The sequence below is a fragment of the Delftia sp. PE138 genome, assembly GCF_018320755.1.
Classification (GTDB): domain Bacteria; phylum Pseudomonadota; class Gammaproteobacteria; order Burkholderiales; family Burkholderiaceae_C; genus Comamonas; species Comamonas tsuruhatensis.
Map to the genome: position 1 here is coordinate 1,165,241 of NZ_JABEPN010000001.1, position 12,949 is coordinate 1,178,189.

A 12,949-nucleotide genomic window follows, 5' to 3' on the forward strand; every position below is an offset into this window, starting at 1 on the left:
GCTGCCCGGTAGCCCGGCCCTCAGCCTTCGCCGTGCACCTTGGCGAAGGTCAGGATCACCTCCCGCACCACCTGGCGTTGCGGCGCGGGCAGCCTCAGAAAGGCGTCGAAGGTTTCGCGTTCAAGATAGCCCACGCCCGGTTCCTGGCATTCGTGCTGAGGCGGCAGTGACCGCTGGGCAGGGTCGCCAAAGCGCAGCACTTCGGGCTCGATCCTGAGCAGCTCGGCCAGCAGCACCAGCTTGTCCTGCTCGGGCACGGCCTCGCCGTTGAGCCAGCGCGCAACCGCCTGGAACGAAATCGGCCGACCCCAGTAACTGGAATTGAACAGATTCAGCAGCACGCTGGGCCGCGGCTCCAGACCCGCAGCCTCGATGGCCTGGCGCAGGCGCTGTGCGAATTCGAGCTTGTTATCCATTCCGAAACCCTGGATTTCTATGGAGCTCTCATTGGACCATCGATTCAAGAGCCGGCGCCAAGCCCGGCGCCTTGCCTGGCAGGCGCTCAGGCGAAGATGCTGCGCGCCTCGGTGAAGCACCTGGCGAAATAGGGGTTGTCCATGCGCACGCGCTGCACCGTGCCGCCGCTGGACGGCGCATGCACGAACTGGCCGTTGCCCACAAAGATGCCCATGTGCGAATAGCGCGAGCCCAGGGTGTTGAAGAACACGAAGTCGCCGCGCTGCAAGCTGCGGCTGCCCACGGGATTGCTGAACTGCGCCCACTGGGCCGTGGTGCGCGGCAGGCGGCTTTCGGTAATGCCGCCCACGGCCCACTGGATCAGGCCGCTGCAGTCGAAACCGCCGTCGGGCGAATTGCCGCCGTAGGTATACGGCGTGTTGACCACGAGCATGGTGCGCGCCAGCAGGGCCTCGCGCAACTCGCCATCCAGGTTCAGGGCCTGCGGCGAAGGAGCAGGCCCGGGACCCGCGCCCTTGCGGGGAGCAGACGAGCAGCCGGCCAGCAGCGCAGCCGCCGCCAGCAGGCCCCAGTCACGGCGAGACAGCCGCGATGCAGTCACGCGGGAAGCCGCAAGGGAAGTCGAAACGCCAGCCTTCATGGCGCCGCATGTTCTCACAAAGCCCCGCAGCGGCCAAAGAAAAGCCGCAGGCTGTGCTGCGGCTTGACTGTCCATCGGCGGGGCCCGGCCCGCTCAGAACGGCAGCTTGGGCATGCCGCCGCCACCGCCCATCATTCCCTTCATGGCCTTCATGCCGCCCATGCGCTTCATCATCTTCATGAGGCCGCCGCCCTTCATCTTCTTCATCATCTCCTGCATCTGCTCGAACTCCTTGAGCAGGCGGTTGACTTCCTGGACCTGCACGCCCGCGCCGTCGGCAATGCGCTTCTTGCGCGTGGCCTTGATGATCTCGGGCTTCTTGCGCTCCTTGGCGGTCATGGAGCAGATGATGCCTTCCTTGCGGCGGATCTCGCGCTCGGCCTTGTCCATGTCCACCTGGCCGGCCTTGGCGGTGAGCTGTGCCGGCAGCTTGTCCATGAGGTTGGACAGGCCGCCCATCTGCTTCATCTGCTGGATCTGGGCCAGGAAGTCGTTGAGGTCGAAGCCGTCACCGCTCTTGACCTTCTCGGCCAGCTTCTGCGCGGCCTCCATGTCCACGCCCTTGGTGACCTGCTCGACCAGGGCCACGATGTCGCCCATGCCCAGCACGCGCTGCGCGTGGCGGTCGGCGTCGAAGACTTCCAGGCCGTCGATCTTCTCGGACACGCCGGCGAACTTGATGGGCGCGCCCGTGATCTGGCGCACCGACAGCGCCGCGCCGCCGCGCGAGTCACCATCGAGCTTGGTGAGCACGATGCCGGTCAGGGGCAGGGCCTCCTTGAAGGCCTTGGCGGTGTTGATCGCATCCTGGCCCTGCATGGCATCGACGACGAACAGCGTCTCCACGGGCTTGAGCGTGGCGTGCAGGTCCTTGATCTCGGCCATCAGCAGCTCGTCGATGGCCAGGCGGCCGGCCGTATCGACCAGCAGCACATCGAAGAAGTGACGCTTGGCGTAGTCCAGCGCGGCCACGGCAATGTCGTGGGGCTTCTGGTCTGGCGTGGAGGGGAACCACTCGGCGCCAGCCTGGCCGGTCACGGTCTTGAGCTGCTCGATGGCGGCCGGGCGGTACACGTCGCCCGACACGGTCAGCACCTTTTTCTTGCGCTTTTCAATCAAGTGCTTGGCCAGCTTGGCCGTGGTCGTGGTCTTGCCGGCGCCCTGCAGGCCGGCCATGAGGATGACGGCAGGCGGCTGGGCGTTGAGATTGATGTCGGCCACGCCCTCGCCCATGGTGGCGGCCAGTTCCTTGTTGACGATGGACACCAGCAGCTGGCCGGGCTGCAGGGAGCCCAGCACCTCCTGGCCCAGCGCTTTTTCCTTGACGCGCGCAACGAAGTCGCGCACCACGGGCAGGGCCACGTCGGCCTCGAGCAGGGCCATGCGCACTTCGCGCAGCATGTCCTGTACGTTGGATTCGGTGATGCGGGCCTGGCCGCGCATCTCCTTGACGAGTCGCGAAAGTTTGTCGGTCAGAGCGGAGGCCATAAGCGGGGAGGAACTGGAGTCGTCGGAAAGGAAAAGGTGTGCTGCAGCGAGCCAGCCGGGGCCAGGTTGCCGAATGGGGCCAGGCGGGGCCGGGTCGCGGCACGGACCCTGCAGATCCCGACGATTCTACCCGCTGCCCCTGCAGGGGTAAGTACCGGCCTTCCCTGCCGCGCAGCGGGCACCGGCCGGCAGTAACATCCACACTGTTTCCATAGATTATGGCTATCGCCCTGTGCAGTGCCGGCTTGCTACCGCCTAGGAGTCTTCATGCCCGATACGCCGTATGGCCAGTTCCTGGACCGTGTGCCCGACGGTTTTCTTCTGTTTGACGAGCAGGGCTGCCTGCTCGATGCCAATGCCCATGCCTGCGCCAGCCTGGGCCATCACAAGGCCGCCATGCTGGGGCTGGGCATCATGGACGTGTGGCCCGACGCGGACGGACTTCGGCGCGGTCCCTGGCAGGACATGGCCGTGGACAGCCAGGCCCATCTCTGCGGCCGACTGATCCGCCGCGACGGCACCAGCTTCCCCGCCGAGCTCCATATCTATTGCCAGTCGCTGTCGGGCAGGCGGCTTTTCTTCACCACCTGGCACGAGCTCAGCGAGCGCACCGGCCAGGACGAGCCGATAGGCCAGCCCGATGCGCAGCTGGAGCCGCTCCTGCGAAAAAGTACCGGGCCGTGGCAGGATTCGACGCGCCTGCTGGAGGCCGTGATGCACGAAACGCCCGACCTGGTCTTCGCCAAGGACCGGCAGGGCCGCTACACCTTCGTCAACCCCGCCGCCGCGCGCTTTTCCGGGCGCACGCCCGAAGACATCGTGGGCAAGACCGACCAGGAGCTTTTCCCCGACAGCAGCTTCACCCACAGCGACCGCCGGGTGCTAGACAGCGACGCCCCCGTGGTGTCGGAGGATCATTTGCTGGTCAACGGGCAGCGCCGCCTCTTCCAGTCCACCAAAATTCCTTACCGCAATGACGAGGGCCGGACCGTGGGCGTGCTGGGCATTGCGCGCGACATCACCCTCATGCGCCAGACCGAGTCCCAGCTGCAAAAAAGCTACGACGTGCTGCGCCAGGCCGAACAGCTGGCGCGCCTGGGCAGCTGGACATGGGAGCTGGACACCGAGCACTTCCAGGCCTCGGAGATGATGTATGTGATGAACGGCCTGGACCCCCAGGGTCCGCCGCTGACGCGCCATGCCCTGCGCGCCATGCTCGGACCGCAGGATCTTGCCCGGCTCACCGCTGCCGTGCAGCTGTGCATCGGCACCGGCCAGTCCTACAGCCTCGATGTCGTGCACCACTGCCCGGACGGACGGAGGTTCGCGGCCCGCCTCATGGGCCGCGCCCTGCGCGACGAGCAAGGCCGCATCGTCGCGCTCAGCGGCACGCTGCAGGACCTGTCCGAACGCGAGGACGCACGCATGCGCCTCGAAGCCCTGGCCGACAACCTGCCCAGCGGCGCCATCTACCGCCTGGAAGGCGGCCTGGCGCAACTGCGGCTCAGCTACATCAGTGCCGGCATAGAGAACCTGATCGGCGTGCCGGCCCACGCCATCATGGCCGACCGTCAGGCCTACCTGAATGCCATCCATCCCGAGGACCTGCCGCACTACCAGCAGATGCTGCAGTGCTCGGTCGATACGCTGCGGGTCTTCGACTGCCGCTTTCGCGTGATCAGGCCCGATGGAGAGATCCGCTGGCTGCGCTGCCGATCGGCCCCCCGGAGCAGCCACGAGGGCATGGTTTGGGACGGCATCATGCTGGACATCACCCGCGAGCGCGAGGCCGAGCAGGCGCTGCAGCAGGCCAAGGAGGCCGCAGAAGCGGCCGAACGGGCCAAGTCGGATTTCCTGGCCATCATGAGCCACGAAATCCGCACCCCCATGAACACCGTCATCGGCATGACGCGCCTGGTTCAGCAGACCGCGCTGACATCACGCCAGCGCGGCTACCTGGAGAAGGTGGAGCGCTCGGCCAGCGCCCTGCTGGCCGTGATCAACGACGTCCTCGACTTTTCCAAGATAGAGGCGGGCATGCTGGCGCTGGAGGAAGTGGATTTCGCCCTTGACGATGTGCTGGAGACCGTCTCGGCCTCCACGGCGCTGCGCGCAGAGGAAAAGGGGCTGGAAGTGGTCTATGCGCTGGACCCGCACCTGCCGCCCCGGTTGCGCGGCGACCCGCTGCGCCTGGGCCAGGTGCTGACCAACCTGGTCGGCAATGCCATCAAGTTCACCGAGCATGGCGAGGTAGTGATCTCCCTGCATCTGGAGCCGCCGCTGGCGTGCGCGCCGGTGGAGGCCGGCGCGCACGCCACGGCAGCGCCCCTGCACCACCTGTGCGTGAACGTGCGCGACACCGGCATAGGCCTGGATGCATCGCGGGCCGAACGGCTGTTCCAGCCTTTCACCCAGGCCGACATCCAGACCACGCGCCGCCACGGCGGCACCGGCCTGGGCCTGGCCATCTGCCACAGGCTGGTGCAGCTCATGGGCGGCGAGATCAGCGTCTGCAGCCAGCCCGGCCAGGGCAGCAACTTCCGCTTCACGGCCAAGGTCCGGCCTGCCACGGATGCGCCGCTGGACGGCCACGACAACCTGGGCAGCACCGGCGTTCTCATCGTCGATGACAACGCCAGCGCGCGCGAGGCCCTGGCCGCCATGGTGCGCAAACTGGGCATGCGCTGCGATACGGCGGCGGACGGCATGCAGGCGCTGCACATGCTGCAAGAGGCCGCACGCCAGGAATCCCCCTACGGCCTGGCCCTGCTGGACTGGCGCATGCCCGGCATGGACGGGCTGGACCTGGCACGCCGCATGCGCGAGCAGCAGGACCTGGCCAAGACCCCGGCTGCGCTCATGGTCACGGCCTTCGGGCGCGACGAAGTGCAGCTGCAGGCCGCGCAGTTGGGCCCGCGGGGCCTGCTGATCAAGCCCTTGACCGCATCGGCACTGCGCTCGTGCATCCGGGAGGCACTGCGGGACCCCGAATCGCCCCCGCCGGAAAGCCCGGCGGCCGGCCCCTCGCCACAGCAGCGCTACCCGGGCCTGCCTGGGCGCAGGGTGCTGGTGGTGGATGACAACGTACTCAACCGCGAGGTGGCCACCGAGCTGCTGGAGCAGGCCGGCATATCGGTACAGACTGCGCAGGACGGTCTGCAGGCGCTGCAGCTGCTGGACACCCAGCCTTTCGATGCCGTGCTCATGGACGTGCACATGCCCGGCATGGACGGCCTCAGTGTCACGCGCACCATCCGCACGCGCAGCGCGCTGCGGCATCTTCCGGTGATCGCGCTGACTGCGCAGGCCTATGTCGAGGAGCGCGCCCGGATCGAGGCCGCAGGCATGAATGCCCATCTGACCAAACCCGTTGACGATGTGCTGCTGTACGAGACACTGCAGCGCTGCCTGCGCGCGGGCCCTCCTCCAACGGCAGCGCTTGCGCCGGCCGCGCCCTTGCAGCCGACGCCGTCAAGCCCTGCCCAGGCCTGGGATCCGGCACGGCTGCGGCAACGCCTTGCCGGCCAATCGCCGCGCATGCTCCACGCCATCGAAGGCTTTGCCCAGGACTTTGCCGATGCGCCGCAACGGCTGCGCGATGCCGTGCGCAGCGGCCATTGGGACACCGTGGCATCGCTGGTGCACACCTTCAAGGGCAGTCTGGGCTACCTGGGCGCGGACCTGCTGGAGCAATGGTCGGCCATGGCCGAGACCGGTGCGCAAGCCTGCCTGTCAGGCGACGGCAATGGCGGCAACGCCCGGCCCGGCGGCGATCTGCAATCCCTGGTCCAGGCGCTGGCCGATGGACTGCAGGGCCTGCTGGCGGAAATCGCCCGGCGGTCCGGGCAGACGGCCGTAGTGGCCGTGGCGTCCGCGGCCGCCGTGACCGCCGTGACCACTGCCGCGCCCCTCCCGCAGCGGCAGCCGATGACCGCGGAAGAAGTCTCGTCCACCCTGGCTCGGCTGCGGCTGCAGATTGCCGACAGCGACTATGCCGCCATGGCCGAACTGGATCGGCTGCGGCCCCTGGTCGACGGGCGCCATGCGTCCGTGCTGCAGCGCATCCAGCGCTGCACCGAGTCCCTGGAAACCGAGGCGGCGCTGCAGGCGCTCGAACAGCTGGCGCGGAGCATGGCCGTGAACCGGACGGTCCTACCGGGAGCTGCAGATGTTTGAAGCCTTGACCGGGCCGGAACTGCCCACGGTCCTCATCGTTGACGACGAACGGCTGAACCGCAGCATGCTGGCCGAGCTGCTGAGCCCCCACTACCGTGTGCTGCTGGCCAAGGACGGCCCGGGTGCGCTGGTGATCGCGCAGCGCGAAGCCCACCGGCTGCAGCTGATCCTGCTGGACCTGGCCATGCCCGGCATGAACGGCTACGAGGTGCTGGGTGCGTTGCGCGCCCAGGAGCGCACCGCCCATATCGCCGTCATCTTCATTACCGGCCAGAGCAATGCCCAGGCCGAGGAATACGGCCTGCGCCTGGGCGCGGCCGACTATGTCTCCAAGCCCATACGTCCCGCCGTGGTCGAGGTGCGCGTGCGCAACCAGATACGCCTGGCCCTGCAGCGCCAGGCCCTGGAGCGCCTGGCCATGGTGGACGGACTGACAGGGCTGGCCAACCGCCGCCACTTCGACGACATGCTGGAGCGCTCCCACCGCCGCAGCCTGCGCACGGGCGAGTCCGTGGGCCTGGCTCTCATTGATATAGACCACTTCAAGCAATACAACGACTGCTATGGCCATGTGCAGGGGGACGAGGCGCTCAAGGCAGTGGCCGCCACGCTGCAGCGCCATGCGCGCCGGCCCTACGACCTGGCAGCGCGCTTTGGCGGCGAGGAATTCGCGCTCATCCTCCCCGGCGAAAGCGACGCCCAGGTCATGGCCGAGAATTTCCGCCAGGAAGTGCTGCGCCTGTCCATCGCCCACGCCGCCTCTCCCACGGCGCCGCTGCTCACCGTCAGTTGCGGCGTACTCACCGTGCGGCAGCCGTCTGCCGCGCCTTTGGAAACCTGGCTGCAGAAGGTGGACGGCCTGCTCTACCAGGCCAAGGCCCTGGGGCGCAATCGCATCGAGGCAGCCATCGAGCCCTGAAGAAAATGCGCTCCGAACCACGGCACGGCGCCCGGATTCTGAGCCTGCACAACCGGCGGCAGGAAAGCCACAGCTATCATAGAAAGATGCTCTCCGTCCCCCTGATTTCCGCCAACGCATCGCCCCTGGGCTGGATGCTGGCGCTTGCCGCAGCCGTGGCCTATGCCGTGCCGGCCGCCGGTGCCCGACGCATCAGCCATGCTGGCGCCCGCGCCGCATTGCGCCTGGCCTGGGTGCTCCACGCCCTGGCCCTGGCCTGGGGCCTGCTCGGGGAACAGCCGCACTTCGGGTTCGCGCCAGCACTGTCCATGACGGCCTGGCTGGTGCTCACCGTCTATGGGGTCGAACAGCAGTTGTTCCCCAAGATGCGCGCGCAATTGGCGCTGTCAGCGCTGGGCACGGCCGCCGTGCTCCTGGCCGCGCTGTTTCCGGGAACGCCCCTGCATGTCAACGCCTCGCCCTGGCTGCCGCTGCACCTGGCGCTGGGCATTGCCTCCTACGGACTGTTCGCCGCCGCCGTGGTCCATGCCTCGCTGATGACACGCGCCGAGCAGCACATGCGGCTGGGCGGCGGCGGGCATGACAGCGGCCTGCCCCTTCTCACGCTGGAGCGCCTGACCTTCCGCTTCGTGTCCGCAGGCTTTGTGCTGCTCACGGCCACGCTGGCCGCAGGCTGGCTGTTCGGCGAACAGCTCTACGGCAAGGCCTGGGTCTGGAACCACAAGTCGGTGTTCTCGCTGCTGTCGTGGCTGACCTTTGCCGTGCTGCTGATCGGCCGTGCGCGCTTTGGCTGGCGTGGCCGCAGCGCCGTGCGCGTGCTCTACGCAGGCGCCGCGCTGCTGCTGCTGGCCTATGCGGGATCACGCTTCGTAATGGAAGTGCTGCTGGAGCGCGCCGCATGAAGTACCTGCTGGTCCTGATCGTCATCGTCATTGCCGTCGGCGTCTGGCGCGGCCAGCGCAGAACCGAGGCCCGTGAGCGGCGCCAGGCGGCCGCGCCGCGCAACCCGGCCAACCCGGCCAACGCGCCGCTGGCGGCTCCACAGGACATGGTCGAATGCGCGCACTGCGGACTGCACCTGCCGCGCAGCGAAGCCATCGAGGCCGCAGGCCGCAGCTATTGCAGCGCCGAGCACCGGGCCCTGGCGCAACGGCGCTGAGCATGCAGGACGCCGCCCGCTCCCAGCCGCCCACCATCGACGAGGCCACGGCGCAGTCGCCGCACGACGCCAACGCCCCCTTCGTCCGGCTGTGGCAGGGATTTCTGACGGGCCGCGTTCTCATCGCCACCGCGCTGCTGCTGCTGCAGTTGGCGCTGCTCAGCGTGCAGCCCGGCGGCAATCCCCTGGTCTGGCTGGTCTGCCTGGGCTACCTGGGGCTGACGCTGCTGGTGCGGCTGACCGCACGCGAGCAGCCGCCCTCTGCCCGCGCCGGCGTGCACTGGCTGCCCGTGATCGGCGTGGACATCGCGGCCATCTGCCTGCTGCAGGTGTTGCAGACAGGCCCGCTCAACTACTCGGCCCTGCTGGCCATCCCCATCCTGATTTCGGCCGTGCTGGGCAATCTGACGCTGGCGCTGGCCACCACGGCCAGCGTCACGCTGTTGACCCTGGGCTGGGTCGCATGGCAGGACCTGGCGGGCCGCATAGAAAGTACCCAGGCCTACTACCAGGCCAGCTTTGCCTGCGCAGGCTATTTCGCCGTGGCCTATCTGACGCACGAGCTGGCGCGCCGCGTGCGGCGCGAGCGGCACCTGGCACAGCACAGCAGCCGCAAGGCCCAGGCCCAGGAGCAGGTCAATGCCCTGGTGATCCGCCACCTGGGCGAAGGCGTGCTGGTGGTTGATCCCCAATTCCGCGTGCAGCAGGCCAACCCGGCCGCGCTGCACCTGCTGGGACTGGCCGACGCGCATGCCCTGCCCTTCGCCCTCAAGGAACACGCCGGCTGGCAGCGGCTGCAGGATGCCGTGGCCCAGAGCTTTGCCCAGAACCTGCCGGTATCGGCCGCCATCCATCTGCAGTCCATCGGCCAGGAAGGCATGACGGGACTGCATCTGCGCACCTGGCTGACCGAGGTCGCCACCCCGTCCGACGCCACCGATGCCGCCGAGCCCGCGCTGCTGCAGCAGCTGTGCGTGGTCTTTCTGCACGACCTGCGCGAAATGGAGGCGCGGCTGCGCACGGAAAAGCTGGCCTCCATGGGCCGCATGTCCGCCGCCGTGGCCCATGAGATCCGCAATCCGCTGGCCGCCATCACCCAGGCCAACGCCCTGCTGGCAGAAGATCTGGCGCAGAACCCGGCCCAGCAGCAGCTGTGCCGCATCGTGGGCCAGAACGCCGAGCGGCTGGCGCGCACCGTCGAGGACGTGCTCAACATCGCGCGGGCCCAGCAGCACATTGGCGAGGCCCACGCCGGCCTGCTGGACCTGGACCAGCATGTGGCCCAGGCCTGCCAGGAGTGGCAGGCCCAGGGCCAGCCTGCGCGCAGCATCCAGCTGCTGCTGGACGCGCGCGCAAGGACCGTGGTGTTCGACGGCGAGCACCTGCGCCGCATCCTGGTGAACCTGCTGGACAACGCCCAGCGCTACCGCAGCAACGCCCAGCAGCCGCATACGCTGCAGGTGCTGACCGGCGCGCCGGCCGCAGGCCAGATCTGGCTGCAGGTCTGGAGCGACGGCGCCGCACTGGAGCCCACGGTGCAGCGCCATCTGTTCGAGCCCTTCTTCTCGTCAGAAAGCCGCTCCAGCGGCCTGGGCCTGTACATCTGCCGCGAGCTGTGCCAGCGCTACGATGCAGGCATCAGCTACCAGCGGCTGTCGCGGCCCGCGCCGCACGGCCCTGTCGAGGGCAATGCCTTCAGCATCGTGTTCCGCGCCGGCGCCGCATCGGCTCTGCCGGCCTCCCTGTTTGACCAGATTGTGGTGTGATGCCCTTGAACTCCCTGCCCGCTGCCGCATCGATTCTTGTCGTGGACGACGAGCCGGATCTGCGCACCCTCTATGAACTGACCCTGCTGCGCGAAGGCTACCGCGTGGAAACCGCCGCCAGCGTGGGCGAGGCGCGCGAACAGCTGCAGACCCAGCGCTTCGACGTGGTCATCACCGACATGCGCCTGCCCGACGGCATGGGAATGGAGCTGCTGCAGGACCTGCGCAACCAGCAGCGGCGAGAACGCTGCGTGGTCATGACCGCCTACGGCTCGGCCGAAAATGCCGTCGAAGCCCTGCGCTCGGGCGCCTTCGACTATCTGACCAAGCCCGTGGACCTCAAGCAGTTCCGCCTGGTCGTGGCCTCGGCCGCCCAGGGCGTGGGCGGCGTGCCGCCCCCCGGCGTGATGCCGGCGCGCAGCCCCTCGGCGGCGTCGGCCGCAAGCCCCGTGCTCAGCGGCGGCGGGGCGCTCGACGCCATGGTTGGGGAGTCGCCCGCCATGCAGGCCGTCAAGCAGCGCATTGCCAAGGTGGCGCGCGGCATGGCGCCGGTGCTGGTGCACGGCGAGTCGGGCACGGGCAAGGAACTGGTGGCGCGCGCCCTGCACGCCTGCAGCCAGCGCGCCCACGGCCCCATGGTGGCCGTGAACTGCGGCGCCATCCCCGAAAACCTGCTGGAGGCCGAGTTCTTCGGCGCCCGCAAGGGCTCCTATACCGGAGCCACCCAGGACCGCGACGGCTATTTCCAGGCGGCACGCGGCGGCACCCTGTTCCTCGACGAAATCGGCGACCTGCCGCTGCCCATGCAGGCCAAGCTGCTGCGCGCCATCCAGGAACGCCGCGTGCGCCCCCTGGGCTCGGCGCAGGAGGAAGCAGCCGACGTGCGCATCGTCAGCGCCACCCACCGCGACCTGGCCGCCGACGTGCAGGCAGGACGTTTTCGCCAGGACCTGTACTACCGCCTCAACGTCATCGAAGTACTTCTTCCGCCGCTGCGCGAGCGCCGTGAGGACCTGCCCGCGCTGTGCCGTGCATTGCTGGCACGGCTGTCGCAGGAGTCGGGCCTGCCCATGCCCGAGATCGACGAGCGTTCCCTGGAGCAGATCGCCCGCCTGCCCCTGCCCGGCAATGTGCGTGAACTGGAGAACCTGCTGCACCGCGCCATCACGCTGGGCGAGGAAGGGCCGCTGCGCATAGACCCCGAGATGCAGCTGCCCTGCGGCACTCCGCCGGCTCCACCCGCATCGGCGCAGACCCAGGCGCACGACGGCGCCGCACCGCCGCCGGAGCCTGCCGACATGGAGCTGCCCCGCGACCTGCAGGCCTGGCTGGACGAGCGCGAGCGCGGCATCCTGGTGCAGGCGCTGCAGGAAAACGGCTTCAACCGCACGGCCACGGCCGCACGCCTGGGGCTGAGCCTGCGCCAGATCCGCTACCGCATCGACCGGCTGAACATCGCCCTGCCCGGCGACGCCAGCGCCGAGGCGGACGGAGGCGGCCATGGCGAAGCCTGATCCGCAGGCACCAGCCACCACGACCATGGGCCCGGCCTGGACCTGGCAAGGCGGCTGGCTGCAACAGGCACGCCACCTGCCCTCGCCCAACTTCGGCGAGCGCCCGGCCCAGGCCCTGGTCGATCTGGTCGTCGTGCACTCCATCAGCCTGCCCCCCGGCGAGTACGGCACGGGGGCGGTCCAGCAACTGTTCACCAACCAGCTCGACTGGGACGCCCATCCTTACTACCAGGGCATACGCGGCCTGGAGGTGTCGGCCCATTTCTTCGTCACGCGCCTGGGCGAGGTCTGGCAATTTGTGGACTGTGACGCGCGCGCCTGGCATGCGGGCGCCTCCAGCTGGCGCGGCAAGGATCGCTGCAACGACGACTCCATCGGCATAGAGCTGGAGGGCCTGGAGGGACTGCCGTTCGAGCCGGCGCAATATGCGGCCCTGGAGAACCTGTGCGAAGCCATCGCCGCACGCTACCCCGTCGCCCATCTCGCAGGCCATGAGCACATTGCGCCCGGCCGCAAACGCGATCCCGGCCCCGGCTTCGACTGGCCCCGGCTGCGCGGGCTGCTGTCCCGTCACCAGGCCACGGCGAACTGGCAGCTGCCGCCCCGCGCCGGCCAGCCCTCCACGTAAGCACACACCCTCCTGCCGGACTCCGCCAGGCCTTGCACGCAGGCCGGCTTGTCCACAGGCCCAGGAAAAGTGCGCTGTCAATCCAGAAAGCAACCCATGTGGCGCGCAGGCGCACGCCGGGCCGGCCTGATCTTTTTTTACAAATTCACGCATGTGTCGCAGCCCCACTGTTCATGGGGCTTTCGGCGGTCCGACCGGCGCAGCGGCAAGGCTGTAGCGGCTTGCGACAGGCCATCGCCCGC

At 68.6% G+C, this 12,949-nt stretch carries 10 protein-coding genes; 7 read left to right on the plus strand and 3 right to left on the minus strand.

Features of this window, described 5'->3' with window-relative positions:
• Positions 1-20 precede the first annotated feature (20 nt).
• From HFGMBDPB_RS05270 to ffh, 3 genes are all read right to left on the minus strand, one after another.
• A complete protein-coding gene (locus tag HFGMBDPB_RS05270; RefSeq protein WP_016447991.1) occupies positions 21-416 on the minus strand; it encodes a helix-turn-helix domain-containing protein in 396 nt (131 codons plus the stop codon).
• A gap of 86 nt (positions 417-502) precedes the next feature.
• Positions 503-1,057: a C40 family peptidase gene (locus HFGMBDPB_RS05275; RefSeq protein ID WP_212645034.1), complete on the minus strand. Its 555-nt coding sequence runs from the start codon at positions 1,055-1,057 to the stop codon at positions 503-505.
• Between the two features lie 93 nt (positions 1,058-1,150).
• A complete protein-coding gene (gene ffh / locus HFGMBDPB_RS05280; RefSeq protein ID WP_016447993.1) occupies positions 1,151-2,545 on the minus strand; it encodes a signal recognition particle protein in 1,395 nt (464 codons plus the stop codon).
• Positions 2,546-2,812: 267 nt separating this feature from the next.
• Here ffh and HFGMBDPB_RS05285 point away from each other — a divergent pair, with 267 nt between their 5' ends.
• The 7 genes from HFGMBDPB_RS05285 (at position 2,813) to ampD (ending at position 12,707) form a co-directional block, all read left to right on the plus strand.
• Positions 2,813-6,721, plus strand: a complete 3,909-nt coding sequence (locus HFGMBDPB_RS05285; RefSeq protein ID WP_212645035.1) for a response regulator — start codon at positions 2,813-2,815, stop codon at positions 6,719-6,721.
• Positions 6,714-7,640: a GGDEF domain-containing response regulator gene (locus tag HFGMBDPB_RS05290; RefSeq protein WP_016447995.1), complete on the plus strand. Its 927-nt coding sequence runs from the start codon at positions 6,714-6,716 to the stop codon at positions 7,638-7,640. Before HFGMBDPB_RS05285 ends, HFGMBDPB_RS05290 begins: the two co-directional genes overlap by 8 nt.
• Positions 7,641-7,726: 86 nt before the next feature.
• A complete protein-coding gene (locus HFGMBDPB_RS05295) occupies positions 7,727-8,542 on the plus strand; it encodes a cytochrome C assembly family protein (protein WP_017407444.1) in 816 nt (271 codons plus the stop codon).
• Positions 8,539-8,799 (plus strand): PP0621 family protein, encoded by a 261-nt coding sequence (locus HFGMBDPB_RS05300; RefSeq protein ID WP_016453148.1) that lies wholly within the window; start codon positions 8,539-8,541, stop codon positions 8,797-8,799. The genes HFGMBDPB_RS05295 and HFGMBDPB_RS05300 overlap by 4 nt, the downstream gene beginning before the upstream one ends.
• A gap of 2 nt (positions 8,800-8,801) precedes the next feature.
• Positions 8,802-10,565 carry a sensor histidine kinase gene (locus HFGMBDPB_RS05305; RefSeq protein ID WP_212645036.1) on the plus strand — a complete coding sequence of 588 codons (1,764 nt, stop codon included), beginning with the start codon at positions 8,802-8,804 and terminating at the stop codon, positions 10,563-10,565.
• A complete protein-coding gene (locus tag HFGMBDPB_RS05310) occupies positions 10,565-12,079 on the plus strand; it encodes a sigma-54-dependent transcriptional regulator (protein WP_016447999.1) in 1,515 nt (504 codons plus the stop codon). The genes HFGMBDPB_RS05305 and HFGMBDPB_RS05310 overlap by 1 nt, the downstream gene beginning before the upstream one ends.
• Positions 12,066-12,707: a 1,6-anhydro-N-acetylmuramyl-L-alanine amidase AmpD gene (gene ampD / locus HFGMBDPB_RS05315; RefSeq protein ID WP_016448000.1), complete on the plus strand. Its 642-nt coding sequence runs from the start codon at positions 12,066-12,068 to the stop codon at positions 12,705-12,707. The genes HFGMBDPB_RS05310 and ampD overlap by 14 nt, the downstream gene beginning before the upstream one ends.
• Positions 12,708-12,949 lie beyond the last annotated feature (242 nt).